Here is a 24,361-nt window from a genome sequence, read left to right as displayed (position 1 = left end):
GCACGGCAACAGCACTATCGGTCGCATATCTGCAATATTCGATCGGTGACTGACGTGCGCCTGCGTGACGCCGAGAAGTGTGTACTCGTCCGCATATAACATGCGGGCGAGGCGGGCCGCCAGTCCGCGCATTTGCACCCGAACTACGTTGTGCTGCAACCACTCTAAGCAGTATCGCGCGTGACATCATCACCGCTCGACGCAGCGACACCGCGCCGTCGACGGGGCGGTGTGCGACGGTCAACGGCTCGCGGCCGCCGTTGTGATCGTGGCCTCCGCGAGCTGTGAGGCTGCCCGCCGTGCTGCCCGCAGGATCTGCGTCGACAGGTCGTCGTCGTCCACGGCGCGCGAGAGCGCCAACCCGCCGACGCAAATCACCATGAGGGCCAAGGCGTCAGCACGGTGGCTGGCATCGTTGGCGTCGTCTCCGCAGATCACCTCGACCGACCGCAGCAGCTCCTGTTCGAACGCGACGCGAAACGCTGGGCCGGCGTGGGTGGCTTCGGACACCAGCGCGGGATAACCGCAGCCGTTGGCCACGTCGTCACGGTGATCACTGGTCAGGTAACGCTTGGCGATCGAGGTCAGTCTGCGGTCCCAGCGGCCGCTACGCCGGATGGGAACCCATTTCTCGCGCCACTCGTCAACGGCGTGGCTGAAGGCCGCCACATCGAGATCGTCCTTGGAGTCGAAGTGGGCGTAGAACGCACCATGCGTCAGGCCGGCATCAGCCATCACCGAGGCGATCGCAGTCCCCGCCAGTCCTTCCTGCCGGATCCGCCGCGCGGCGGCATCCAGGACGCGTTCACGGGACTGCTGCTTGTTTTCGGCACGCTTTCGTGATGCAGTTCGCATGATGCTTATCCTACTGATAATCTGATGTTCATCATATGAATGTACGGATTCGCGGGCATAAACGTGGCAGCTTCCCGGTTCGACATGAACATGGTGGACTTCAAGTCGAACGCACTATTGCTGTCCGACGCGATGGCGGTGTGGGACGTGATCTGCCCAGGAACCCATGCACCGCAAAGCGCTGACGAGACCACCGACAAGACGCACATCGTGTTTCCCTACGACGGGCTCTACGTACATCACGTGGGACACGACCAAGCGATCGCCGACTCCAGTCGAGTCCTCTTCCTCAACACGGACCAGGTATGGCGCATGAGCCACCCGGTCGCTGGTGGCGATTCCTCGCTATCGATCGGGCTGAACCCCGAGGTCCTCGTCGAACTGGTCCCCGGCGAGCTGCTCGCATCCGGCGACACCGCTGCCCTCAATCGCTGCGCTCTGCGCCTGGATGCCCGAACCCAGGCACTGGCCGCATCTGTGCGGCATCGACTCGATCGCGGAGCGATCGGCGGGGTCTTGGAGGCCGAAACAGTGACCATGGGGCTGATCAGTGCCGCCTTGCAGGGCTACGCACCCGATGAGCGCCGCATCACCGCGCGAAGCCGCAAGCTCGCCGACGCCGCCAAGCTGGTCGTGGGCGCCGACCTGGGCCGCCGGTGGACGCTGTCTGAGATCGCCGCAGAACTCGGCGTCTCACCGGTGTATCTCACCCAGGTCTTCCAACGCGTCGAGGCAATCCCGATGTATCGCTATCAACTGCAGCTGCGCCTCGCCCAGGCGTTGCAGCGGCTCGGTGAATACGACGATGTCACCGATCTCGCCTTCGACCTCGGATTCTCCAGTCACAGCCACTTCACCGCCGCCTTCAAGCAGACCTACGGCCAGACACCTTCGGATTTTCGCCGCTCATCAGGAGTCCGTAGAAGATGACCCGACGCAACGCCGGACGCCACGCGGCACCACCGGTAACCCGCACCGTCCAGGTATGCCGCACACCGGCAGTGCCTCAGGAAGCATCCTGCCCGACTAGACGGCTGCACCATCAACACGCTCGTTCTGCTCTCACAACGTTCCGCTCAGGAGATGCGATGTCTTCCACTGCCACCAATTCCACTCGTCACGCATTCATCGACACCGAAATCGGCACTCTCACAGTCGTTCACGACGACGCCGGTCTCGCCGGCATCTACTTTCCCGGTCACTGGACAAAACCGAAGCCGGCCGTGTTTGGGCGGCGCACCAGCGAGCATGAGTTCGCACAGATCGCCGAGCAGTTGCACGAGTACTTCACGGGTCAGCGACGGGCATTCGATATGCGGCTTGCGCCGGCACCGTCGCAGCGCGCCGAACGCATGCGCGCAGCTCTATGCGCATTGCCCTACGGCACCACCGCCAGCTACGGCGAATTGGCGCGCTCCATGGGCATCACCGCACGCGAAGTCGGTGCTCTCAACGCTCACAACCCGGTGTCGATCGTGGTGCCATGCCACCGAGTGATTGGTGCCGACGGCAAGCTCGTCGGCTACGCCGGCGGCATCGAACGCAAACAGCGCCTGCTCACCCTGGAAGGAGCGCTGCCGCAGACACCGACGCTGTGGTGACGGCTAGGCATCGCGCATCCGATTGCGCACGGGTAACCGCACCCCCGGCAACGGTCACCCGCGTGAAGACGGCGCCGTCGAATTGACGACGGACGTCAGTCGGTGACCGGGGGTATTTGTGCGTCGAAGCCCTCGCCCTGAATGAGGAAGATCAAACCTTCGGTCTCGGACACGCACGCGGTGGTGTGGGCTTGCCTACCCTTCTGATACCAGAACCCACCCGGCCCCAAGGGAATCGGCGTCTCGCCAGGCATGTAGTTGGCCATCTGCCCTTTGATGACCACGGCGGCGTAATCAGCGCTGTGGCTGTGCAGCGGGCTAACGAAGCCCGGAGAGAACTTGAGGAAGGTGCCGTGTCTGCCGCCAACCATCTGACCGTAGGCGTCGGCCGCTTCGATCTTGGTGACACCGTCCACGCCGCGCTGACCGATATCGTAAAACCTCATGTCCTCGGCGGGATACGACGAGGATTCGACGCCTGGCGGAAACACACTGAAACCCCCGGCGGCGGGAGACGTCGGATCTTGTTCAGAGGCCACGTTGTCATTCCTTTCGAAAAATGGTCACCGGCCGGTTCTTACGGGCGGCCGACGGAGGCGAAGCTGCTTGCCCGCATGGGGCCTGTCCGACGATAGGAAGGCGCGATCGACTTGCGCTGTCGAAATCTTTAGACGCCAGTGTCGTGCCTGCGGTGTTAGAACAGGGTGTTGTCGTTCTTCGACGTCGCGGGTATCGGGGCGCTGACGTCCCCAGTGCTCGACGAGCTTGCCATCACTCACTCGAAAGATGTCGACGCTGACATCACCGTGCGGACCGGTCACACCGGCCCAATGAGCGTGCACGGCAACGATGTCACCGTCAGCGATGACGCGACATATCTCACCCTTAGCGTGAGGAACGTTGTCAGGAAAGCGTTGATGTAGTCGCGCAAGCCCTCGACGCCATCTTCGGCAGCAGGGGTGTGTTGGGTGTAGGTGTCGCCGACGTAGCGGGCGATCGCACCGTCGACGTCACCGCCGAAATGCGCCTCTTCGTAGAAGGCGGTGACGACCTGCTTGTTGGCTTCGGTCCGACTGCGTTCGTGGCTGGTCACGATGTCACGGAATACTTGTCCAGCGCTGCGATGAAGACATCGGCGAGTTCATAATCTGACATGGGGTTTTGGCCGGTAATCAGCTCGCGGTCGGTCACCACGTAGGAAGTGAAATTCTCCTCGGTCGTCACGACGGTGCCGCCGGCCGCCTCTAGCGCGTCGGGCATGTTGAAGTAGAGCTTGGCCTTGAAGACGTTGTCTTCGGCGAACTCTTCTTCGCTGCGTGAGAACACGGTCATCTGATACCCCGCGTACTGCCATCCCTTGGCCAGCTCGCGTGCCTTGACTTGGTCACCGTCGATCAGCGCAGCACGAAACTCGCGAGCGTTGTCCATCTCAGCGAGAAGGCCCATCGGCCCATGACAGATGGCAGCGGTGGGCTTGGCGTGGGCGTGAAAGTATCGGAGGACCTCGCGGGTGTCCGGATCTTGCATGATATCGACGACCGGAGCGTGACCGCCGGGGACGAATAGGCCTACGAAGCGATCTAGGCCGTCGTCGATCACGGAGCGCAGTGTGCGGACCTCGTTCATCGCGGGGTAATCGTTGAAGAAGTCGCGGGCCCGGGTACGGGCGGCGTCGTCGTTGGCGAAATACAGCAGCGCGTCAGAATCTTTGTCCATGTGCGGCTTTTCACCGCTAGGAGTGGCAAGTAGAAACTCGTATCCGGCGGCCACCAAGACCATCAGCGGCACGGCGGTTTCGTTGAGCATTTGACCGATTGTGATCGTGCCACCGGTTTTGGCCTCCAGTTGGGTCGCGTTGGAGCCGACGACGAGGATGGTGCCTTTACTCATGAGAACTCCCGAAGTGATCGAGGAAGCCGCGTTGAACTTCCACGGGATGGTGATGAAGCGATGACGTGCATCCGGTGCTGAGCGAACGCCATAGACCCCCAACGGCCTCGATGTCGCTGCCAGCACGGTGGAGGGCCTACGGTGTTAGGTCGTTGCTGCCGCAGTGGCAGGGCGGACCGCTGCTGCTGCGGTGACGCGGCGGACAACTTCCTCGGTGGTCCATACGGCGTTGGCCATGAACCGCCAGTTGATCATCGCGGCGTGATAGCCGGACCCTTCTTCGTTCGCCGCGCCCGCCACGGCGTCGCGCACCATGATGATTTCGAAGCCATTCTGGATCAGGTTGCGCATGTGATCTTCCAGGCACAGGTTCGCCGCGGGCCCGGCCATGATGACCTTCTCGATACCACGCCGGCGCAACAACAACACCAGGTCGTTGGTTGGGGCGTAGCTGACGTGGCGCGAGGTGATGGTCGTTGCGCTGTCCTCCATGTACTTCCTGAAGCGGTCCGGCACATCGGCGCCCGAACCCGGAACACCTTCGAAATTGAGCGGGCTTTGTCGCTCGACGAGTCCGACGTTGAGGGCCAAATCCTCCATCGCGCCCAGATGGGTGTATCCGTGATGGTCATGGGGGAAGAAGTAATGCGGAGACATGAAGACCGGAAAGTTGTTGTCCTTGGCGGTTTTCAACAACGTCTCCAGATTGTCGTTGACGTTGTTGCGCTTGAGCAATTCCTCGATGAGGACGTAATATTTGCCGCCCTCGGTGAGGAAGTCGTTCTGGATGTCGGCGAGGACCAGCGCGGTGCGCTTGGGGTCGATCTCGATGTCAACCGTGTGCTCGAACAGCATGATGAGAGTTCCCTTCGTGTCGATGATGGGCGTTCGATGATCGTGCAGGGCAGTCGACGCCGCTGCTGCTCGGCGCCGGTGGGGCCAGCCGGCCGAATGATCGTCGATCGCCGGCACCGCAGCTTCCACGATCCGCGAGATGCACTGGTAGTTCGATCCATTCGTCGCGGAGCGGATGGGTGCCGTCGATGCGCGTCGTCCTAGCCAAGTTAATGCAACTCCAGATCAGGCACTATCGAAATTTTTAGCGCGCCCGTCGGGATGAACGTCTAAAGATCTTGACAGCGCAGGCCCGCCTATAGCTCATAGCGTCACCGATGCTCTTACCAGCGCGCCACCCTCGGTTTTCCGTTTCACGCACAGATCGGATACACCTTTGCCGAAGATCACCATCGGCCACGCCGACGCCATCGTCACGGACGCGGCGCTGTCGACGGGTCGCGATCAATGAGCACCTACCCAGTCATCGAGATGACAACGGACACAATGCTGTCCACGACGCGGTCGGTGCGCAAACGTCTCGACCTATCCCGAGACGTCCCCTTGGGACTGGTGCGCGAATGTCTGGAGATCGCCCTACAAGCCCCGACGTCAGCGAACCGCCAGCACTGGAGCTTCATCGTCATCGCCGACGCCGAGCAGCGTCGGAATGTCGCCACAATCTATAAGCGCCAATGGGATTGGTTCGCATCCACGCCGTACTCAGTTGGGGGACGGTTCGCCGACGACCCTACCCGAGCACCTCAGCAGGCACGCGCAGCCGACAGCTGCGCGTACCTCGCCGACCATCTCGCCGAGGTGCCCGTACTGGTGCTGCCGTGCATCGAGGTCGAAGGCGACGGACAGATCACGCCGTCGAACCAGGCCGACACCTGGGGATCGATCATGCCGGCGGCCTGGAGCTACATGCTGGCGGCCCGCACGCGCGGCCTCGGCACCGCCTGGAAATACTGTCAACCTCGGCTGAACCCGACATCCGTGCTGTCGTCGGATATCCCGACAACGTGTACCACGCAGCGCTGATACCCACGGCCTACTACACCGGAGAGACCTTCAAACCCGGCCGGCGCCAACCTCTCGACGACGTACTGCACCTCAACACCTGGTGACCCGCGGCCACACCGCTTCTGCACTTGTTACTCGACAACGCTCCCCCACCTAACGAAAGGCTCTCATGCCCAACGAGATCTCATCAGGCGATCCCCTGTTCCTCGTCACCGGAGCGACCGGACAGTCCGGCAGCCAAGCCGTCGCGCTACTGCGGGAACGAGGCTTGCGCGTCCGCGCATTGGCACGAGGCAGGGATGAGCGTGCGCAGCGACTGAGTGAACTGGGCGCCGAAGTCGTGGAAGTGGACATGTTCAACTACGCCCAGATCCGAGACGCAACCGAAGGCGTCTACGCCGCCTACTTCAACTTCCCGCCAACCCCCGGATACGTCGAAGCCGCCGCCAAGTTCGCCGACGCAGCGACCAGCAACGGTGTGCACGCCGTGGTGGAGATGTCCCAACGCGGCATCAGACCGGCGATGAGCGGTGTCGGTCTGCAGCACTGGATCGTCGAGCGCCTGTTCGACCGCACACCGATGGTGACCACCCACTTGCGCGCCACCATCTTCATGCACTGGCTGGAAAACTTCTGGATCCGCGCTGCCGCCGATGAAGGTCTGCTCCGCCTACCGATCGGCGACGCCAGCTTCGCACCCATCAACACACTGGATGCCGCCCGCGTTGCCGTCGCGGTCTTACAGGACCCCGACGCACGTGATCGCCAAAAATACGACCTCTTCGGCGCCGAAGAACTCGACTGGCATCAGATCGCCGCGAAAGTGCAATCCACGTTGGGCTTTCCCGTACGCTACGAGTCCGTGGAAATTACGGAGATGGGTGCTGCTCTCACCGCCGGCGGAATCCCCGACTGGTTGGTCCGCCACCACGCCGATGTCGCCCAAGACATACGAGACGGCGTTTTCTCGGGGATGAACGATCTCGTCGCGACTATCGGCGGCGCCGCGCCGGCGACGATCGAGCAATCCGTTCAAGCCAACCGTCCGTTCTACGACACCGACGGCCCGCTGGCGCTCACCGATGCGCGGCTGGGGCGTGCGTGAGGTGAAGCGTCACGGTGCAAAGCTGGCGACATCTGTCGACGATGTGCGTGCCGACCTGGCCAGTCGTCCGCACTCACGCACGCGCAGTTAGCGAAGATCATTGATCTGCTCAACCGGCCCAGTACCCGCTACCGTCACACCGCTGTCATCGTCCCCCTCCGACCACTTATTCCCAGCGCCGTCTTAGGCTTGAGACTGCGTCGAGGCCGAAGGCCGCGGAATTTCTGGATGGGCTCAAGGCGGAGATGATCGAGTGGCTAGCGGTCAGGCAACCCTAGGCGACGCCCGGCCGATGGTCAGAGCGGAGGAAACGTTGACGGGGTACTCGCCTGACATTTTGACCGATGGTTTGAACGTGGTGTTCTGCGGGATCAATCCGGCAGCGACCGCCGCACAGAGCGGCCACAACTTTTCCCACCCGAGCAACCGTTTTTGGTCGGTACTGCATCTCGCTGGGTTCACCGACGATCGACTTCGACCCGACCAAGAGCGCCGACTGCTGACGTATGCATGCGGGATCACTGCCGTCGTGTCCCGGCCGACGACGCGAGCCAGCGATGTCACTGCAGCCGAGATACATGCCGCAGCACCACTTTTCGAGGCCAAGATCCGGCGCTACGCACCCAAGACGTTGGCCTTTCTCGGAAATCGAGCCGTCCGAGTGTTGCTGCCCGGCGTTGATCTACGGTGGGGCCGGCAACCGTTCCGCATTGCAGATACGCCAATCTGGTTGTTGCCCAACCCGAGCGGCCTCAACCGAAGTTTCAGCCTCGACGCACTTGTCGCGGCCTACGCCGAGCTGCGGCACTCCGCACAATTAAAGCCGACCGTGGACCTGAGCTAACTCGACAGCCCGCTTGAGTGCCTCCTCGAGACTTTGAGCAGGGTCGGGCGTCAGCAACGACGGCTGCAGCCTCAGCTCGTCGATATCTGTAACACCTGCTTGATTGAGCCAGACACGCAGATACGTCGATTGATGATCAACGCCGAACTGCGGCGTCTGGACTCCCGGAAAATACACACCTGCTGTCAGCGCTAACGTTGCATGCTTGTTCTTGAGCAGGCCGTTGTAGCCGGTATCGGGATCCAACGTCCACAACAATCCTGGCTGATGGATCAAGTCGATGTACTGCTTGAGCCGGTAAGGAATGCCCGCATTCCACATCGGTGACGCAATGAGATAGCGGTCGGCGGAAATGAAACGGCCTGCGATCTCTTCGATCTGATCCCACGCGCTGCGCTGCACGCCATCAAGTCCCTCGCCGGCGATGACGTTCATCTTCGCCGCAGCCTTGTCGCCATCGAATGCCGGCAGATCGGCGTCCCACAAGTCGAGGACGTCCACCTCCAGGGTCGGATTTACCGTCGCCAAGGCATCAAGATATGCCTGAGCGACACGAATCGACCCCGAGTCGTTCTTGCGTGGTGATCCCTGAACGAACAGAAGCTTGATAATGCTGCACCCACCCGCCATCCCATAGACCAACCCCGAGCGGCACCGGTCGAACACCTGAACGGCACAAAGCTACAACGTCCGTCACGCCCAGCACTATCAAAATCTTTCGCACACTGCGGCATTGGCACCTGGGACGGTTCAAGGTGATTCCACCGGGGATATGTTCCGTTGGCGTGTCCACTTTTTCGCGCGCTGCCCTTGCGTGCCTTCGCGCAAGCCAAGGGTAGGTACGCGACGCCCGGCAGCAGGGTTGACGATTTGTCACTGTGACGTCACCTTGGGGACTATCCCAATAGTCCGCAACTGCGATCAGATTCCTTAGCGTTATAACTCACTGCGACAACGTATTCCGCTCGGGTCAATCGCTCGCGTCGGATTCCGAGCCTGTACTACAGCAACACGTCGTCAGTACGGTCGGCCCGTGAGAAACGGGTCTGCGATGATCCAACTTGTTGTCGGTTTGCGCTACAACAACTTCGGTTGCGCATCGACAGTGAGGGTGCAGTCACGCTCATGGAAGCGGGTCGACACCGGCTCGTCTTAGGCGGCGGCTGCTTTCATGCGCGCTACGGCTTCCTGGGTCGTCCACACCGCATTGGCCATGAAGCGGTAGTTGACCATGGCGGCGGTATAGGCGTCTCCTTCTTCATTACGGCCGGCCGCGATTGCGTCTCGCACCATCGCGACTTCGAAGCCGTGCTCGATGATGTCCCTCATGTGGCTTTCCAGGCAGAGATTTCCAACTGGCCCCGCCATGATGACTTGCTCAATACGCCGGAAGCGCAACTGTTTGATCACGTCGTTGTGCCACGTCGAGAAACCCTTGTGGGGGGACGTGTTACTGGTCTTGCCGTTCATGAGGTACTTCTTGAAGGGCTCGAAATAGTCAGCCCCGGAACCGTCTAAGCCTTCCAGATCGACTGGGTCCGCGCGGAGCACAAAACCACCGGGAACACCGCCGAGGTAGTTCGCGATCGCGCCGCCAGGCGCAACCCATTGGGCGTCCGTCGGGTAGTAGTAGTGCGGTGAGTGAATGACGTAGTAGTCGTGCTCTTCGGCGCACTGCAGAAGCTCTTCCAAATGGTCGATGACGTTGCGCTCTTTGAGCGCGTCTTCGATCAGTGGGTAGTAGGAACCATGTCCCGACAGAAACTCGTTTTGAATGTCCGCCAGCACCAGAGCCGTTCGCTTCCTTTCCAGTTCCATCTCGGGGTTGCGATGCGTAAAGGTGATCATTGTGAAATTCCTTCGGTGGTGATGCGAATGCTGACTGCTTCAAATCGCGACTAACGGTTCTCCTGCCGACTGAAGGCCTAGCCCGATGGAAGCCGAGGCGATTCAAGCTCAGGGCTTTACTTCGACCACAACCTTTCCCATCGGACCCTCGGCTAGACGTTCGAAGGCTTGCGGCAGATCTTCGAAGGGAAATACACGGTCAACGACTGGATGCGCCCCGGAGCCGGCCATGATAGCCAGCAACTCTTGCCACGCAGTTCGGTTCTCCTCCGGTGTGTAGTAACCGACAGCCATCGCGCCGATCCGCAGCCGGCGCGAGAAGAGCGTGCCGGTGTCGAAGTTGGGTACCGGCCCTCCCAGTTCGCCTACCAGGCTGAGTCGTCCCAGTTCGGCCATCGTGTCGACGACCTCCGGGAACAGTGCACCGCCGATACTGTCGACCGCGAGGTTCACTCCGCGCGAACCCACGGCTTCCTTCACTCCCGCCCGCCATCCCGGGTCCGCGGGATTGAACGTAAAGGTGGCGCCGAGCTCCTTGAGTCGTCTTTGCTTGTCCGCACTGCGCGAGAGAGCCACTACTGTGTGGCCCATCGCGGCCGCCAGTTGCACGGCGGCGACGCCAACCCCTCCTGATGCACCGGTGACCAGCACCACTGAGTTGGGTTTGAGCGGCTCCCACATGGTCAGCGCGCGGTAGGCCGACAGGTAGACGAGTGTTGCGCCCGCGGACTCTTCTTCGGTCCAGCCCGCGGGGATCTCAACCAGGCTTTTGGCCTGCAACGCCAACCGCTCGGCGAAGCTGCCCCACCGGAATACCCCGACATCGCCGCGCAAAATGACGCGCCTGTCCCCGACGCGCACATCGTTGACACTGTCACCTACTTCAAGGACGGTCCCCACACCGTCGCGCCCCAGCACGTGTGGAAGCGGGGGGTCCACGGGATAGGGGTATCGCTTCTCTATCAGGTAGCGATCAGCGGGGTTCAACGCCGTGTAGTGGACCTCTAAGACGACTTCATCCTCTTTCGGGACCGGATTGGGCGCATCGGCTAGGCGTAGATGATCGACCCCCTTGGATCCGTCCCACAGCCAGGCCTTCATAGTTTTTCCTCTCTTTTGTTTTCGCCGTCGCGTAATACGATCGGAGGTGGTGATCCATGCTTGCTCATTCAGGTGTGGTCGAGACGGCTGGCGCGACGGCATCTCTCCGATTCACTGAAGTACCCCTCTGCCGCGCAGAGGATTTGAGGTTCCCTAACCCATTCATTCGTCGCCCGCATCCGGCTCCGATGCCCGCTCCGCAGTATCTGAACTGGAGCCCTGGGCTAGTCGTTCGCGTCCAACGTCGCCCGCCGAAGGCGGGTACTGCTTCAACAGGCGTGACGGCCGGGTAGGTCGGCGAACCAAGTTGCCCTTGCAGTTTGGACATACTCCCGCGAGCTCGCCATCAGCACAGATCGCACAAAAAGTGCATTCGAACGTGCAGATCCGCGCATCAGGTGATCCGTTTGGTAACGGTCGGCGACAGCGTTCGCACTCTGTGCGCAGAACCATGGCAACCATCGCACACCGCCCTCCATTCGCTCTTGTGATCTGGGCGAGTGCCAGTCAGTCAGAGCTATGGCGAAATGTAGTTGTTGCGCAACCTTGAGCGCTGTCAAGATCCTTGGCACTCCGATGGATCACCGTCAAGCAACCGGGACTGCGCCCAACTTTGGCGACCACCCGCATATCATCACCGCGTGATGCGTTAGGCGCTGCCCACTAGCGGATTTCGGTCATCAGGGCGTGGGTGCTGAATCGTTGGCGGTAGTCGGACGGAGAAACGCCGCGCACCCGCAAGAAAGATCGACGCATCGAATTCGCGCTGCCGAATCCGCATTGGTTAGCGATCTCATCGATTGAGCCGGCGGATTCTTCGAGTCGACGTTGGGCGGACTCGACGCGGACCTGTTCCACGTAACGAGCGGGAGTTTGACCTACTTCGCGGGTGAAAACGCGGGCGAAGTTGCGTGGGCTCATGTGCGCGCGTTCAGCGAGCGCTTCGACAGATAGATCGGCTTTGACGTTGTCGACGATCCATGCTTGCAGTTCGCGCAGTGGTTCGCGGTCGGCGGTCTGAGCCGCTAATGCGGTGCTGAATTGGGATTGTCCGCCTGGGCGGCGCATGAACAACACGAACTCGCGCGCGATCGTCATTGCGGCTTGGTGACCGAGATCCTCTTCTACCAGCGCAAGCGAGAGGTCCATGCCGGCGGTGACGCCGGCCGAGGTGTAGATGTTGTCCGATCGGACGAATATAGGTTCGGAGTCGACCATGACCGCTGGATAGCAGCTCTGCAACTGGTCACTGAAACGCCAGTGGGTCGTTGCCTGACGGCCTTCTAGTAATCCGGCGGCGGCCAGAGCAAATGCACCGGTGCAGATGGACCCCACCCTGCGTGACTTCTTGGCCACGCGCTGCAGATTACGCACGAATGCCTCGTCTTCGATCATGTCGAAGACGCCGTAGCCGCCGGCCACGATCAAGGTGTCGATCGGGCCCCGTAGGTCGGCGAGCGCAACATCGGCCCACAGCCCGACCCCGGACTCGGCACTGAAGTGCCCTGCCTGCGGCGCTGCAACCTGAACCCGGTAAGCGTCGGCCTCGGCGAATACCTCGTAGGGGCCGGACAGATCCAGGGATTGCACACCGGGGAAGCCGACGATGATCACACGTCTCGTTGGCATGGCCCTCTTCTCCACTGTCGGCCGGCATCTGTACGTGGCAGAAACTGTCGCATTTATGTCATAGCAGACAACGCCATTTATTCATACCGTGGTCAGTACCGAGCTTGGACCGCCAGCCGTACTTAGGAGCATCACTGATCCCCGCAGACGAACGCGCGCCCCGCCGCGCGGTGCCAGTCCTTCGGCCTGAACTGGCTGATGCACAGCGTTGCGTGTGCATGCCGGAATACGACCCGCGGCTGCTAATCCAAACGGGAACCGTCACGGCCTGGGACGTGCAGTGCCGAGGTCTGTGCCGGGTTAAGGCGGATGAGGAACTGGTCGAGGGAACCCGGCTCGTCTTCCCCTATCACGGTGTCTACGTCCACTGGGTAGGCACAAGAGGGCACGTCGCCGAACCTAATCAGATGGTGATTCTCAATGAGAACGAGCCGTATCGGGTCAGTCACCCGATCGCCGGCGGAGATGCGACCCTGACCGTAGGCGTCGAGCCCGCAACTTTATTGGAGGTCTTGCCGTCCGAGTACCGCTCGCCCTACGACCGACCCGCACTCAATCGACCTGTGCTGCAGGTCGACGCAGACACCCAAGTCCTAGCGGCACAATTGCGACAGCAACTCTCACGTGGATCTGTCGGGTCATTGGAATCTGAAGCCCTTGCACTACGACTTGTTCGCCATGCGCTAGGCGATGACACTTCTCGCGCTCGGCAGCCAAACGGAGGTCGGCCCGCAAAGATGGTCAACCACGTGAAATTACTGCTATCTGCAGATCCGTGGCGTCGGTGGACGCTCGCCGAAATCGCTCGCGAGGTAAGCGTTACACCGGTCTATCTCACCGACGCGTTCCGTCGGGTCGAAGGCATCCCGCTGTACCGCTACCACCTAAGGCTGCGGCTCGCGTTGGCGCTAACCGTGCTACCGGAGTGCGGCGACCTGACAACTCTCGCCATTGAACTCGGCTTCCACAGCCACAGCCACTTCAGCTCGGCCTTTAAGAAGACATTCGGACGCACACCCTCGGAGTTCAAACGATCGATCGCCTACTCCCGCGGTCGGGTGACTGCCGAACGTGGCTCGATGCCCAAAGATCTTGACAGTGCGGTGGCATACATGTCGCGTAGCGTCAGCAGCGGTTGCCGCAAAGCGAAACAGACTCCACGGCTGTCTACGAAAGTCGTTGCTTAGCAGTCTCTCTGGCAACGCTGTTACATCGGTGTTTGATCTGAGGAGATTTCGGTGAGTAGCAAGAAAGTGACAGCCACGCTTGAGCTTAACGGCTTAAAGTCTTTTCAGGATGCCGGCGCGTTCCACCGAGCGATGCGAAAGTTCGCGTCAACCAAAATTGGTGCGGCTGTGTTTCGCCCGACGTCGCACCACCTCGACAAACTGGTGGACAGTCTCAGCGGTGGCAGGCTCAGCTTTGTCGGTCTGGCTGCCGGTTTGCCCGTAGTCCTGTTGACTACCACTGGCGCCAGGTCGAACGCGCCACGCACCGTGCCAGTCATCGGAATTCCCTACGACGACGGATTGGCATTTATCGCATCCAATTTCGGGGGCGCCAGGCACCCAGGCTGGTACCACAATCTGAAGGCAAAGCCCGAGGCGACCGTGGCTATCGGTGGAGCTACCTGGGAAGCGGTCGCGCGACCGGCCACACCGCGCGAACGAGATGAGATCTGGGCCAAAGGCGTCGCGATCTACCCGGCGTACGACGACTACAAAGGTCGAACCAGGAGCAGGGACATCGAGGCTTTCGTCCTTTCCCGGCGTTGAGCCACGGTCAGTTTGGCGCACGCCGTCGGCTGCAACCGCACACAAATCCATATGACTCGATCGAAGTAACGAAAGGAATGCGCTGTGAACCAGCTTAATACGTCTGCGGCAAGCCGCTACTCGGATCCCAACTTCAAGCCTCGTCATGTCAAAGACATGCGCGAGTATGTTGCGATTTTGGCTGAGCACGGCGACCTGGTCGAAATCGACGAGCCGGTGGACTGGAACCTCGAAGTCGGCGCCATCATTCGCAGGGTCAACGAGACTGGCTCCCCGGCCCCGTTATTTACCAAGGTCAACGATTCCGAGCCTGGCTTTCGAGTCTTGGGAGCGCCCGCCGGGGTCAGCGCCTTACCCGGTCGTGAACTCATCCGGGCAGCCACATCGGTAGGACTACCCGCCGATGCGTCGGGCGCCGATATCGTCGAAGCGCTCTCCCACGCCTTGGAAGTCGAGCCAATCGAGCCGCGCGTGGTTGACAGCGCGCCTTTCCAGGCCAACGTGCGCACCGGCGACGACATCGACCTCTTTGCGCTACCGACCCCACTCATTCACGATGGTGATGGAAGCCGGTTCATCAATACCTACGGCACGGTCGTCGCGCCCCATCCCGACGGACAATGGACCAACTGGTCGATCTCCCGGATTGCGCTGCGCGACAAAAACACAATGGTCGGGCTCTTCCAGCCAATGCAACACCTCGGCCAGATTTATCGGGTGTGGAAAGAGCGCGGCGAGAACATGCCTTTCGCCTTGTCGTTGGGCCAGGACCCCGTCGTGGCCTACTTTTCAGGGGGACCGTTGCCCGATCATGTCTCTGAGGCCTCGGCGATCGGCGGCTACCTCAAGGAGCCTCTTGACGTCGTGAAGGCACACACGGTCGATCTGTACGTACCGGCCTCGTCGGAGATCGTCATCGAGGGGTATGTCAGCATCGAGGAAGTCGACGAAGAAGGCCCGATGTCGGAGTATCCGGGCTACTTGCTGCCGGCCGCCCGTTCGGCCAAACCGGTGTACCACGTGACCGCCCTGAGTTATCGAGATCACGCGATTCTGCCGGTCGCCTCGGCCGGCTTCCCGCCCGAGGAAGACCACACCGTCTGGGGCATCAGCAATTCGGCTGTCGTCTTGGCGGACCTGCGCAATCACGGCTTCCCCGTCAGCGGCGTCTACATGCCATTCATGGCAGCCAACCATCTCCTAGTGATCACTGTCCCAGCCCACTGGCGATCGTTGTCCGGAGTGACGTCCCGCCACGAGTTCGCCCGCAAGATGGCTACTCACGTCATGGGTACCAAGGCCGGTCAAATCGCACCGCGTGTGCTCGTCGTCGAAGATGACGTCGACCCCACCTCTGAAGGCGAGGTGCTATGGGCAATCGTGACACGAGTACACCCCGGAGAGGATGTCATCTTGGTGGACGAGCTGACCGCGGTTCCGTTGATCGTGTATCTCAACAAGCACGAAAAGAGCGCGATGTCAGCGTCCAAAGCAATCCTTATCGGACTTCACCGCGATGAGTGGACCGACGTTGATCGTCCCATCAAGGCGGACTTCGCCAACAACTTCCCGCCCGACCTCCAACAGAAGGTCCTCGACAAGTGGAACACCTACGGCTTTCCCGAGACGTCGTAAAACAGTGAACAATTGGTCATCACTCCACACGATTGTGCCCGACGGGCGCACTAGCTCTTGTGGACGATCGAGCCGGAGTGGAGTGCGTCCGTGCGAATAGTTGTCGCCATGACCGGCGCCACGGGGGCCATCTTCGGGATCCGCCTGCTCGAGCGGCTTCGTGGCATCGCCGATGTTGAAACCCACCTGATCATGTCGCGCTGGGCGCGCCTGAACATCTCTGCCGAGACCGACTACACGCCAGCGCAAGTGCAGTCATTGGCTCATGTCACCTACAACGAGGGCGACCAGGGTGCCGCTATATCGTCTGGGTCGTTTCGCGTCGACGCGATGGTGGTCGTTCCGTGCTCGATGCGCACGTTGGCGGCAATCCGGCACGGCCTAGCAGATAACCTCGTTGCACGGGCGGCCGATGTGGTGCTCAAAGAAAGACGCAATCTGTGCCTCGTGCCCCGCGAAACTCCGCTCAATGCGATCCATCTTGACAATATGCTCGCGCTCGCCCAAATCGGCGTCGGCATCTGTCCGCCAATGCCCGCCTTCTACAACAGGCCAACAACTCTCGACGACCTCGTTGACCACATCACCGTGCGCGTGCTCGACCAACTCGGTCTAAACATCGACTACCCGAAACGCTGGGCCGGGCTCAGCCATAACAATGGGCGCAGTGAGGACGAAGGCAACCATAAATGCGAACAGCCATCATCTGACGCCACGTTGATGTGGGAAGCTCTGAGCGACAACGCTTCCGCCGAGCTGCAGAAATGGGCGCGGACCGAGCTGCTTGGGCAGCTTCGCGATGTCGACCCCAGCGCCGAGGTGAACCTCTATCACAACAACACCGGCCGAGTCGTACTGATCGCCACCGGAAATGTAGCCGCATTCCAGCCGCCGGCACCTCCTGAACACCTTATTCGCCGTGAACCACACAGTTGGCGCTTTGACCGCGCACCACTCCGCTAGTGAACCGACGAAGCCAAGGAGGCTCTGGTGAATAGTGCCGATCCAGCGGCGACGTCAAGCGCGTCGAGCGACGCCTCGGTAGGCCGCCGACTTCCAGGACTACCCGGCCTACTCGGTATCGAGATCACCCATCTCGACGACACCCGTGTAGAGGCCACTCTGACGCCGACGAAATCGCACCTGGTGCCCGACGCCGGTCATGTTCACGCGGCCGCAGTCGTGGCTTTGGCCGACACCGCATGCGGTTATGGATGTCGGGCTGCGCTTCCCAGCGATGCCGACGGGTTCATCACCCTTGAACTCAAGACCAACCACCTCAAAGCCGCGAGCCCCGGCGCCCAGCTTGTGTGCGTGGCCCAGCCTGCGCATGTCGGCCGCAGGACACAAATCTGGGACGCGATCGTCACCGTCAACAACGATGCCCGCCCCATCGCACTATTTCGCTGCACCCAACTCGTCTTATAAGGATCACAGCTATTGAACGGCATCCGCCGTCAAGCGCCCCAACGGCTTTCGCTGGCATCGGACCCCATCGCCGCCAGGGGTTCTGGAACGTGTTGCATGACATCAACTTTTCGGCGCTACATCTCGACAGCAGCTTGCCCGAATGACTATGCATCTCGGCCGGACGCTGGCGTATATCGAATCGCTTTGCGCGCGTTCGATCATTGCTCATCGCTGTTTCAGGAAATCGCTCTCCAAGGAGTGCAAGACCTCGACGTAGGGTGCGTTACCGTAACTGATTCGCGCAACACCGATTTCGGTGAGTTCGGCATTCGTTGGAACCCCGTCGAAGACCATCACGTTGACCGCCAGCGGTACGCCTTCGCAAATGCGAGTGATGAGGTCCTTATCGGGGAGGCCGGGGATGAAAAATCCCGAGGCGCCAGCCGCGGCGTACGCCTTTGCGCGATCGATGGCTTCACCGGTCACCGACGCGGCGTCGTTGCCTTGTCCCAAAAACAGATCCGTGCGGGCGTTAATGAACAGCGGAATTCCCCTGTCATCGGCCGCTTTCCGAATCGCGGCAATTCGATCTGCTTGTCGGTCGATGGGATACAAGCCCGACCCCTTGACGACACGATCCTCGAAGTTGACACCGATCGCACCGGTGTCCAGCAGGCGCGAGATGTTTTCGGCCAGCTGTCCGTCGTCCTCAGTGAAGCCGCCTTCGAAGTCTGTCGAAACGGGAACGTCGACCGAGGCGACGATCCGTTCGACGATCTGATTCAGGAACTCGATGGGAATGCCCTCCCCGTCCCGATAACCCTGCGCCTCCGAGACGGACCAACTGCTGGTAGCCACGGCCGGCGCTCCAACTTTGGCCAGCACGGCGGCGCTGCCGGCGTCCCACACGTTGTAGAGCATCAGTGGGGCGCCCTTGGTGTGAAGCTCGGCAAAGCGGGTGGCTTTAGCCTTCTGACTCATGGTTTCTCCTCAAACTGAACAATCGTCTCGGTGTTCGACATCTTGGCTACCCAACAACGTTGCGGTGCCGCCATTCCCGCGTCAGGTGACCGACCGTCTGGCAGATCGGACTATGAGCTGCTTCATACGGTAGGAGGCGCATGGGCGGCCGCGCTGTCAACATCTTTGGCACGACCGGCCGGACACGCGTCGAACATTAATTTTGTGATAGCGACCGGTGGCCAGGCGCTATTAGCTTCGGCTGGTGGCGTAGGCACCAATCGGACGAACACATCTGCACTCTTACAGATCTCCCCGGGGCGCCGAAATACACATAGGAAGAGGCACTTTCATGCAAATCCAGGGATCAATCGTCCTCGTCAGCGGAGCCAATCGTGGAATTGGGGCGGAGTGGGTCCGCCAGTTACTCGAGCGCGGGGCTGCCAAAATCTACGCTGGCGCCCGCGACCCGCATTCTGTGTCGCCCGCTGATGGCGTCGTGCCAATCGCGCTCGATGTAACAAACCAGGCCCAGGTCTCCGCTGCGGCTGAGCAAGCCACCGATGTCGAAATCGTCATCAACAACGCTGCGGTCTCGTTCCGCCAACCGCTCGTGGGTGGCGACCTCGCGAAGATTCACGAGGAATTCGAAACTAATGTGTTCGGCCCCATCTATGTAGCCGAAGCCTTCGCTCCGGTTCTGAAGGCCAACGGCGGAGGCGCGATCGTGAACGCACTCTCCGCTGTGTCCTGGTTCTCGTTCCCGGGTATGGCCGGATACAGCGCAACCAAGGCGGCCGCGTGGAATTTGACTGATGCGCTCAGGCTCGAACTCCAGGATCAGGGCACACTCGTGATCGGTCTGCACTCGGGCGCTGTCAATACCCCTATGGGCGAGAACTTTCCGATCGATAAGGTCGATCCAAGCCAGGTCGTGACTGCCGCGCTCGATGGGCTCGAGGCCGGCCAGACCGAAGTCCTTGCCGACGACATCAGCCGCGTCATCAAGAGCACCTTGACGTCGGACCCGGCTCGCTACGCGGCAATTCTCGCCGGCTAGATCACTGGGGCTGCGCAGCACCCTGCACCCCGGTCTTGGCATGCGCGTGGCGCACTGGAATCCGAAGACTCGAAAGGACGGCCGCCGTGGATGACTTCCCGATCGTCGAGATGGACAATGACGCACTGCTGACCACCACCCGCTCCGTACGAAAGCGGCTCGATTTCAGCCGGTCGGTTCCTCTGAACCTGCTGCGGGAGTGCATCAATATCGCGGTGCAGGCGCCTACGTCGGCGAATCGACAGCACTGGAGCTTCGTCATCGTTCAAGACCCCGAGCAGCGTCGCAAGATCGGCGAAATCTATTCGCGGCAATGGGATTGGCTTGCCTCCTCTCCATATTCGGTGGCAAGCCAGTTCGCCGACGACGAGGTGCGCTCTGCCCAGCAGCTCAGAACCTCCGACAGCGGCGCCTACCTTGCCCGCCATCTCGCCGAAGTACCGGCGCTCGTTCTCCCCTGCATCGCAGTCGAAGGCGACGGAGAAATAGACAATGAGAGCCAGGCTGACGTCTGGGGTTCGATCATGCCCGCGGCTTGGAACTACATGCTAGCAGCGCATACTCGGGGATTAGGTGTTGCGTGGACGTCGCTGACAACAAGGGTCAACGACGAAATCCGAGCCATTGTTGGCTATCCCCACAACGTCTACCACGCGGCCCTGCTGCCAACCGCTTACTACACCGGCAGCACATTCAAGCTCGCCAAACGAATTCCGCTCGACGAAATCATCCACGTCGATACATGGTGAACACGCGCCCAGAGTCCACCGCGATGTTCTGGGCGCAGAGACACCGGCCGCAGCGCCGATGACATAAATCCAGCAAATCCTGCCACCACGAGAGCAGCGCTCGAGCCCGAACCAAGTGCCGACACTCCCCTAGGTCGCTCCCTACCTGCATATTTGCAACAGCGGCGCCCAAGTCCGTTGACGTTAGGCCTTGGCGCCACCACGAGCAGATCGCGTGGTGGAGGTGTACGGTCGGGGCATGCTCAGCGGAGCTGATTCCGGTGAATAGCGCCGGTCTGATCGGGCGGGACCGCGAAGCACGACAGCTGGCCGAGCTCGTCGACGGATTCCGCGCGGGCCAGAGTCGGACGCTGGTATTGCGCGGCGAAGCAGGTATCGGGAAGACAGCATTGCTGGACGAAGTTGCCTTGCTCGCGAACGGTTGCACGACTTTGCGGGCTGCAGGCGTGCAGGCTGAGATGGAACTCGCGTTCGCCGGACTACATCAGCTTCTGACCCCGATCCTGGGCCAGCTAGGACGTGTCTCCCATATGGCGGGTCCAGGTGATGCATGCGCTGAGGACGACTGCGGCGCGGTAAACGATGGCGAGTTTGTCATAGCGGGTGGCTAGCGCGCGCCATTGTTTGAGCAGCGCGAATGATCGTTCGACGAGATTGCGTTGCTTGTAGCGGGTTTCATCGAACCCCGGTGGTCGGCCACCGGCTTGTCCGCGTCGCTGCCGTGCGGCAATCTCGTCGCGTTTCTGCGGGATGACCGCGGTGATCTTGCGGCCACGCAGCATCCGTCGGGCTGCACCGCTGGAGTAGGCCCGGTCAGCGATGAGCGCATCCGGTCGTGAGCGCGCGCGGCCCCCGTCGAGGCGGGGCACGACGATCTCATCAAGCACGCTGGCCAGCATCGCCTGATCGTTGCGTTGCCCGCCGGTAACCACGACGGCCAGCGGACGGCCATTGCCGTCGACGGCAGTGTGGATCTTGGTGGTCAACCCGCCTCGAGACCGTCCGATGCCGTGACCTGCGGGTTCACACCCGGCCAGCGGCAGATTCGTGTAATTCGACCCAGCCCCCTGTGTCCTGATCGGGTCGTGTCGTGTTCGTCGCGTGCTGATGAGCCCGGTTGATCGTGGCGTCCACCGACACCGTCCAGTCGAGTTGACCGTCGGCATCAGCCATCGCCAACAGGTTCACCAGTACCCGGTCCCAGGTGCCGTCCGCGGCGTAACGGCGATGGCGTTTCCACACCGTCTGCCACGGCCCGAACTCCGATCGCGGCAGATCCCGCCACGGAACACCGGTCCGATACCGGTAGATGATGCCTTCTACGACCCGGCGGTCATCGCCGAAGGGATGCCCCCGCCGTCCCTCGTTCGAGGGCAGCAACCCCGAAATCAGTCCCCACTGAGCGTCATTGAACAACCGAAACCGCGAAACCGTCGTCACCCCCACAGCATCTCGTCAAAACTAACCCCCATATGGGAGACACGCCCTAGACGATCTGCCCGCTCCACAACGCGAAGCCTTATCAGTTGCGTTCGGGATCAGCGGTGGCCCGACTCCGGACCGCTTCTTCATCGCCCTCGCCGTGCTGAACATGCTCGCGTCGGCCAGCGGCCACGCACCCGTGCTGTGCTTGATCGATGACGAGCAATGGCTCGATCGAACCTCGGCCAAAATTCTCTCGTTTGTGGCCCGCCGCCTCGAGGCGGACCCGGTCGCGCTGATTTTTGCGAGTCGCACGAAAAGTGATGACCTAAGCGGCATCCCGGAAATGCTCGTGGAAAGACTTACCGCGCCACACGCCGACGCAGTGCTTGACACGGCGCTCAGCGGCCCGATCGATCCGCAAGTCAGGGCTCAGATTGTTCATGAGGCCGATGGGAATCCCCTTGCACTGCTTGAGTTGCCGCGCGCCGTCGACCCGAGTGAGCTTGCCGGTGGATATGGCTTCCCTAGGGCGATCGCCCTTTCGGGGCGCATCGAAGAAAGCTTTGCGCAGCGTCTCGAGGCTCTGCCGAAGCCAAGCCGGCGCATATTGCAATTGGCCGCGGCCGACCCCGTCGGTGATCCGGCCTTGATCTGGCGGGCTGCAACGTTGCTCGATTTAGGCGTCGACGCAGTACGAATCGCTACTGAGTCCGGGCTGATCGAGTTCGGAGCCCGCATCCAGTTCCGTCATCCACTGGCGCGATCAGCCGCGTATCGGTCAGCGCCACAATCGCAACGCCACATCATTCATGACGCATTGGCGCGTGCGACTGACTCAAGTCGCGATCCCGACCGTCATGCATGGCATCGCGCTCAGGCGTGCGCGTTACCCGACGAAGACGTCGCTGCGGAACTGGAGCGCTCGGCCTGGCGTGCTTATAGGCGTGGCGGTTTCGCCGCAGCTGCAGCGTTTTTGGAGAGTGCAGCGGCATTGACGCCGTCGCCACCGCAGCGGGCACAGCGATTGATGGCCGCCGCGGGAGCTAAACGTGACGCTGGAGCCCTTGACGCAGCGCTGGGCCTTCTCGTGGCCGCTGTCGCCTTGCCTCATGACGAGGAGCAAGCGGCATCGTTGACGCGCCTGCGCGGCCAGATCGCGCAGGACCAACTACGCGCTGTGGACGCAGTGCAGCTACTGCAGACCTCCGCCAGGCAATTTAGTTCGCTGAGGGCACCCATGGCACGCGTGACCCAACTGGAGGCCTTGGATGCCGCGGTATGGGTTGGGGAACTCGAGGGCCCCAATGGGCTACGTTCCGTGGCGTCGGCTGCGCTGGAAGCCCCGTCGGCGGAAGGTTCACCCCGGACAGAGGACATGCTGCTGGACGCGGTCGCGGCGCGGGTGATCGAAGGTCACATGACCTCAGCCCCCAAATTCAGGACGGTGATCGCGCGCGTCCTTGAGTCAGACGGCGACCCACGAACCGACATGGACTGGCTTTGGCTCATGCGTTCGAAGATGAGCGCAATGCTCGCACCGGAAGTGTGGGATTTCGACTCTTGGCACGCGTTAGCGCTGCGTCAAGCTCAATCCGCTCGAGAGATCGGCGCCCTGCTCTATCTACAGTTTGCGGCAACCTATCTAGCCTGGACCTTCATGCAGCGCGGTGACATCAGCACCGCCGAGATGCTCTGCAACGAAGACCGGCTGCTCGCTGAAGCGACTGGTAACGCGCCGCTGTTCTACATGTCACTTCTGTTAGCCGCCTGGCGTGGCCAAGAGACCGAGATCAGTGATCTTTGTGAACGCGAGATCGAATCACTGACGACAGCCAAACTGGGCAGGGTCGCCGCTTTCGTTTGTTACGCAAAATCCGTGCTGTCGAATGGCCTTGGGCAGCATGAGGATGCGTTGATCTACGCCCGCCGGGTCTTCGATGCCGACCACATCGGTTTGGGGGCCTTCGCCGTCACCGAACTTATAGAGGCGGCCGCACACACCGGCGACACAGCGACGCTGCGCGCCGCTCTGGGTTGGATGACTGACCGTGCCTCGTCCTGCCCCACCAACTGGGCGCTGGGCATCGAAGCCCGCCTACACGCCCTGCTGAGCGAAGATGCCGACGACTGGCATCGGCGGAGCATCGAGCACTTGTCTCGCGCCGGGTTGCGCATCGAGGCGGGACGCGCCCATTTGTTGTACGGAGAGTGGCTGCGACGAGCCGGGCGCCGGGTCGACGCCCGGCTTCAGCTCCGCACCGCCCACGAGATCCTCGGCTCGATGGGAGTAGCCGGCTTTGCTGATCGTGCGCGTCGGGAGCTGTTGGCAACTGGCGAAAAAGCACGTAAGCGCTCGGTGGAGACCGCCGCCGGCGCGCTCACTAGTCAAGAACTGCACGTTGCGCTGCTCGCACGCGACGGGCTGTCCAACATTGAAATCGGCACACGACTTTTCATCAGCCCTCGCACGGCCCAGTATCACCTCGGAAAAGTCTTCGCCAAGCTGGGAATCCACTCGCGCGGTGAGCTCAGCCATGTTCTCGACCCAGCGGGTCCTCAACTGACGCCAGGCGCTTAGCGAGGTGCCACATTGTGTGGCTTGCATTACTAGCGA

At 61.4% G+C, this 24,361-nt stretch carries 24 protein-coding genes and 3 pseudogenes; 14 read left to right on the top strand and 13 right to left on the bottom strand.

The annotated features are described in order from the left end of the window. Positions 1 to 240 precede the first annotated feature (240 nt). Positions 241 to 855, bottom strand: a complete 615-nt coding sequence (locus tag BN4348_RS55240) for a TetR/AcrR family transcriptional regulator (RefSeq protein ID WP_084454598.1) — start codon at positions 853 to 855, stop codon at positions 241 to 243. 117 nt (positions 856 to 972) lie between these two features. Between BN4348_RS55240 and BN4348_RS55235 the strand changes: the two genes are divergently transcribed. Together BN4348_RS55235 and BN4348_RS55230 are read left to right on the top strand one after the other, a co-directional pair. Continuing rightward, positions 973 to 1,785, top strand: coding sequence for a helix-turn-helix transcriptional regulator (locus tag BN4348_RS55235; protein ID WP_211145778.1), 813 nt, complete (start codon positions 973 to 975; stop codon positions 1,783 to 1,785). Positions 1,786 to 1,943: 158 nt separating this feature from the next. Then, positions 1,944 to 2,456 (top strand): methylated-DNA--[protein]-cysteine S-methyltransferase, encoded by a 513-nt coding sequence (locus BN4348_RS55230; protein WP_066917123.1) that lies wholly within the window; start codon positions 1,944 to 1,946, stop codon positions 2,454 to 2,456. A gap of 95 nt (positions 2,457 to 2,551) precedes the next feature. Here BN4348_RS55230 and BN4348_RS55225 read toward each other — a convergent pair whose 3' ends face one another. The 5 genes and pseudogenes from BN4348_RS55225 to BN4348_RS55205 all read right to left on the bottom strand — a co-directional run bounded on the left by BN4348_RS55225 (position 2,552) and on the right by BN4348_RS55205 (position 5,330). After that, the gene (locus BN4348_RS55225; RefSeq protein WP_142308769.1) at positions 2,552 to 2,995 is read right to left on the bottom strand and encodes a DUF4437 domain-containing protein; all 444 of its coding nucleotides are present in this window, start codon (positions 2,993 to 2,995) and stop codon (positions 2,552 to 2,554) included. Between the two features lie 24 nt (positions 2,996 to 3,019). Beyond that, positions 3,020 to 3,367, bottom strand: a pseudogene (locus BN4348_RS63000) (nuclear transport factor 2 family protein); the annotation flags it as partial. Next, positions 3,274 to 3,549: a nuclear transport factor 2 family protein gene (locus BN4348_RS61915; protein ID WP_066917121.1), complete on the bottom strand. Its 276-nt coding sequence runs from the start codon at positions 3,547 to 3,549 to the stop codon at positions 3,274 to 3,276. The gene BN4348_RS61915 and the pseudogene BN4348_RS63000, both read right to left, overlap by 94 nt. Continuing rightward, positions 3,546 to 4,472: a type 1 glutamine amidotransferase domain-containing protein gene (locus BN4348_RS55210; RefSeq protein ID WP_211145777.1), complete on the bottom strand. Its 927-nt coding sequence runs from the start codon at positions 4,470 to 4,472 to the stop codon at positions 3,546 to 3,548. Before BN4348_RS55210 ends, BN4348_RS61915 begins: the two co-directional genes overlap by 4 nt. Positions 4,473 to 4,490: 18 nt before the next feature. Next, entirely contained in the window at positions 4,491 to 5,330 is an 840-nt protein-coding gene (locus tag BN4348_RS55205) for an isochorismatase family protein (RefSeq protein WP_211145776.1), read from the bottom strand. A 357-nt stretch (positions 5,331 to 5,687) separates the two neighbouring features. Here BN4348_RS55205 and BN4348_RS55200 point away from each other — a divergent pair, with 357 nt between their 5' ends. From BN4348_RS55200 to mug, 3 genes are all read left to right on the top strand, one after another. Then, on the top strand, positions 5,688 to 6,224 hold the full coding sequence (locus tag BN4348_RS55200) for a nitroreductase family protein (RefSeq protein WP_235852822.1): 537 nt from the start codon (positions 5,688 to 5,690) through the stop codon (positions 6,222 to 6,224). A 151-nt stretch (positions 6,225 to 6,375) separates the two neighbouring features. Beyond that, a complete protein-coding gene (locus BN4348_RS55195) occupies positions 6,376 to 7,311 on the top strand; it encodes an NmrA family NAD(P)-binding protein (protein ID WP_066917119.1) in 936 nt (311 codons plus the stop codon). Between the two features lie 337 nt (positions 7,312 to 7,648). Further along, positions 7,649 to 8,155 carry a G/U mismatch-specific DNA glycosylase gene (mug, locus tag BN4348_RS55190; protein ID WP_211145775.1) on the top strand — a complete coding sequence of 169 codons (507 nt, stop codon included), beginning with the start codon at positions 7,649 to 7,651 and terminating at the stop codon, positions 8,153 to 8,155. Here mug and BN4348_RS55185 read toward each other — a convergent pair. The 5 genes from BN4348_RS55185 to BN4348_RS55165 all read right to left on the bottom strand — a co-directional run bounded on the left by BN4348_RS55185 (position 8,129) and on the right by BN4348_RS55165 (position 12,718). Beyond that, complete coding sequence (locus BN4348_RS55185) at positions 8,129 to 8,785, bottom strand: FMN-dependent NADH-azoreductase (RefSeq protein ID WP_235852939.1); 657 nt, start codon at positions 8,783 to 8,785, stop codon at positions 8,129 to 8,131. The genes mug and BN4348_RS55185 overlap by 27 nt on opposite strands. Before the next feature lie 522 nt (positions 8,786 to 9,307). After that, a complete protein-coding gene (locus BN4348_RS55180) occupies positions 9,308 to 10,003 on the bottom strand; it encodes an isochorismatase family cysteine hydrolase (protein WP_066917118.1) in 696 nt (231 codons plus the stop codon). Between the two features lie 108 nt (positions 10,004 to 10,111). Continuing rightward, on the bottom strand, positions 10,112 to 11,104 hold the full coding sequence (locus tag BN4348_RS55175) for a quinone oxidoreductase family protein (protein ID WP_066917117.1): 993 nt from the start codon (positions 11,102 to 11,104) through the stop codon (positions 10,112 to 10,114). 162 nt (positions 11,105 to 11,266) lie between these two features. Next, positions 11,267 to 11,557, bottom strand: coding sequence for a DUF1272 domain-containing protein (locus BN4348_RS62995; RefSeq protein WP_084454613.1), 291 nt, complete (start codon positions 11,555 to 11,557; stop codon positions 11,267 to 11,269). A gap of 210 nt (positions 11,558 to 11,767) precedes the next feature. Further along, entirely contained in the window at positions 11,768 to 12,718 is a 951-nt protein-coding gene (locus BN4348_RS55165) for a GlxA family transcriptional regulator (protein WP_235852821.1), read from the bottom strand. Positions 12,719 to 12,951: 233 nt separating this feature from the next. Here BN4348_RS55165 and BN4348_RS55160 point away from each other — a divergent pair, with 233 nt between their 5' ends. The 5 genes and pseudogenes from BN4348_RS55160 to BN4348_RS55140 all read left to right on the top strand — a co-directional run bounded on the left by BN4348_RS55160 (position 12,952) and on the right by BN4348_RS55140 (position 17,571). Then, entirely contained in the window at positions 12,952 to 13,920 is a 969-nt protein-coding gene (locus BN4348_RS55160) for an AraC family transcriptional regulator (protein ID WP_084454590.1), read from the top strand. A 132-nt stretch (positions 13,921 to 14,052) separates the two neighbouring features. Beyond that, complete coding sequence (locus tag BN4348_RS55155) at positions 14,053 to 14,508, top strand: nitroreductase family deazaflavin-dependent oxidoreductase (protein ID WP_066917148.1); 456 nt, start codon at positions 14,053 to 14,055, stop codon at positions 14,506 to 14,508. 84 nt (positions 14,509 to 14,592) lie between these two features. Beyond that, positions 14,593 to 16,143, top strand: coding sequence for a UbiD family decarboxylase (locus BN4348_RS55150; RefSeq protein ID WP_142308768.1), 1,551 nt, complete (start codon positions 14,593 to 14,595; stop codon positions 16,141 to 16,143). Between the two features lie 90 nt (positions 16,144 to 16,233). Then, positions 16,234 to 16,791: pseudogene (locus BN4348_RS61910) on the top strand (UbiX family flavin prenyltransferase); the annotation flags it as partial. Between the two features lie 342 nt (positions 16,792 to 17,133). Then, a complete protein-coding gene (locus BN4348_RS55140; protein WP_084454586.1) occupies positions 17,134 to 17,571 on the top strand; it encodes a PaaI family thioesterase in 438 nt (145 codons plus the stop codon). 207 nt (positions 17,572 to 17,778) lie between these two features. On the opposite strand, the gene BN4348_RS55135 is transcribed toward BN4348_RS55140, so the two are convergent. After that, the gene (locus tag BN4348_RS55135) at positions 17,779 to 18,534 is read right to left on the bottom strand and encodes an isocitrate lyase/PEP mutase family protein (RefSeq protein ID WP_066917113.1); all 756 of its coding nucleotides are present in this window, start codon (positions 18,532 to 18,534) and stop codon (positions 17,779 to 17,781) included. 331 nt (positions 18,535 to 18,865) lie between these two features. On the opposite strand from BN4348_RS55135, the gene BN4348_RS55130 reads away from it, so the two are divergent. The 3 genes from BN4348_RS55130 (at position 18,866) to BN4348_RS55120 (ending at position 20,933) form a co-directional block, all read left to right on the top strand. Then, positions 18,866 to 19,573: an SDR family oxidoreductase gene (locus BN4348_RS55130; protein WP_066917112.1), complete on the top strand. Its 708-nt coding sequence runs from the start codon at positions 18,866 to 18,868 to the stop codon at positions 19,571 to 19,573. 86 nt (positions 19,574 to 19,659) lie between these two features. Continuing rightward, positions 19,660 to 20,322: a nitroreductase family protein gene (locus BN4348_RS55125; RefSeq protein ID WP_235852820.1), complete on the top strand. Its 663-nt coding sequence runs from the start codon at positions 19,660 to 19,662 to the stop codon at positions 20,320 to 20,322. Positions 20,323 to 20,582: 260 nt separating this feature from the next. After that, positions 20,583 to 20,933 carry an AAA family ATPase gene (locus tag BN4348_RS55120; RefSeq protein ID WP_235852819.1) on the top strand — a complete coding sequence of 117 codons (351 nt, stop codon included), beginning with the start codon at positions 20,583 to 20,585 and terminating at the stop codon, positions 20,931 to 20,933. On the opposite strand, the pseudogene BN4348_RS62990 reads toward BN4348_RS55120, so the two are convergent. Further along, positions 20,835 to 21,738, bottom strand: a pseudogene (locus BN4348_RS62990) (IS5 family transposase). The gene BN4348_RS55120 and the pseudogene BN4348_RS62990 sit on opposite strands and share 99 nt — an antisense overlap. Positions 21,739 to 21,913: 175 nt before the next feature. Between BN4348_RS62990 and BN4348_RS55110 the strand changes: the two are divergent. Continuing rightward, positions 21,914 to 24,325 (top strand): helix-turn-helix transcriptional regulator, encoded by a 2,412-nt coding sequence (locus tag BN4348_RS55110; protein ID WP_235852938.1) that lies wholly within the window; start codon positions 21,914 to 21,916, stop codon positions 24,323 to 24,325. The last annotated feature ends 36 nt before the right edge of the window (positions 24,326 to 24,361 follow it).

The organism is Mycobacterium interjectum (assembly GCF_900078675.2).
Lineage (GTDB): Bacteria > Actinomycetota > Actinomycetes > Mycobacteriales > Mycobacteriaceae > Mycobacterium > Mycobacterium interjectum.
Note: the sequence above shows the minus strand (reverse complement) of the source record. Positions and strands in the feature narration are given on the sequence as shown.

Coding starts and splice junctions, on each gene's coding strand:
- BN4348_RS55180 (WP_066917118.1), bottom strand. CDS start 10,003: ATGATCACCTTTACGCATCGCAACCCCGAGATGGAACTGGAAAGGAAG.
- BN4348_RS55240 (WP_084454598.1), bottom strand. CDS start 855: ATGCGAACTGCATCACGAAAGCGTGCCGAAAACAAGCAGCAGTCCCGT.
- BN4348_RS55135 (WP_066917113.1), bottom strand. CDS start 18,534: ATGAGTCAGAAGGCTAAAGCCACCCGCTTTGCCGAGCTTCACACCAAG.
- BN4348_RS55130 (WP_066917112.1), top strand. CDS start 18,866: ATGCAAATCCAGGGATCAATCGTCCTCGTCAGCGGAGCCAATCGTGGA.
- BN4348_RS55195 (WP_066917119.1), top strand. CDS start 6,376: ATGCCCAACGAGATCTCATCAGGCGATCCCCTGTTCCTCGTCACCGGA.
- BN4348_RS55160 (WP_084454590.1), top strand. CDS start 12,952: ATGCCGGAATACGACCCGCGGCTGCTAATCCAAACGGGAACCGTCACG.
- BN4348_RS55230 (WP_066917123.1), top strand. CDS start 1,944: ATGTCTTCCACTGCCACCAATTCCACTCGTCACGCATTCATCGACACC.
- BN4348_RS62995 (WP_084454613.1), bottom strand. CDS start 11,557: ATGGTTCTGCGCACAGAGTGCGAACGCTGTCGCCGACCGTTACCAAAC.
- BN4348_RS55185 (WP_235852939.1), bottom strand. CDS start 8,785: ATGGCGGGTGGGTGCAGCATTATCAAGCTTCTGTTCGTTCAGGGATCA.
- BN4348_RS55200 (WP_235852822.1), top strand. CDS start 5,688: ATGCTGTCCACGACGCGGTCGGTGCGCAAACGTCTCGACCTATCCCGA.
- BN4348_RS55110 (WP_235852938.1), top strand. CDS start 21,914: ATGCTCGCGTCGGCCAGCGGCCACGCACCCGTGCTGTGCTTGATCGAT.
- BN4348_RS55175 (WP_066917117.1), bottom strand. CDS start 11,104: ATGAAGGCCTGGCTGTGGGACGGATCCAAGGGGGTCGATCATCTACGC.
- BN4348_RS55155 (WP_066917148.1), top strand. CDS start 14,053: ATGCGAAAGTTCGCGTCAACCAAAATTGGTGCGGCTGTGTTTCGCCCG.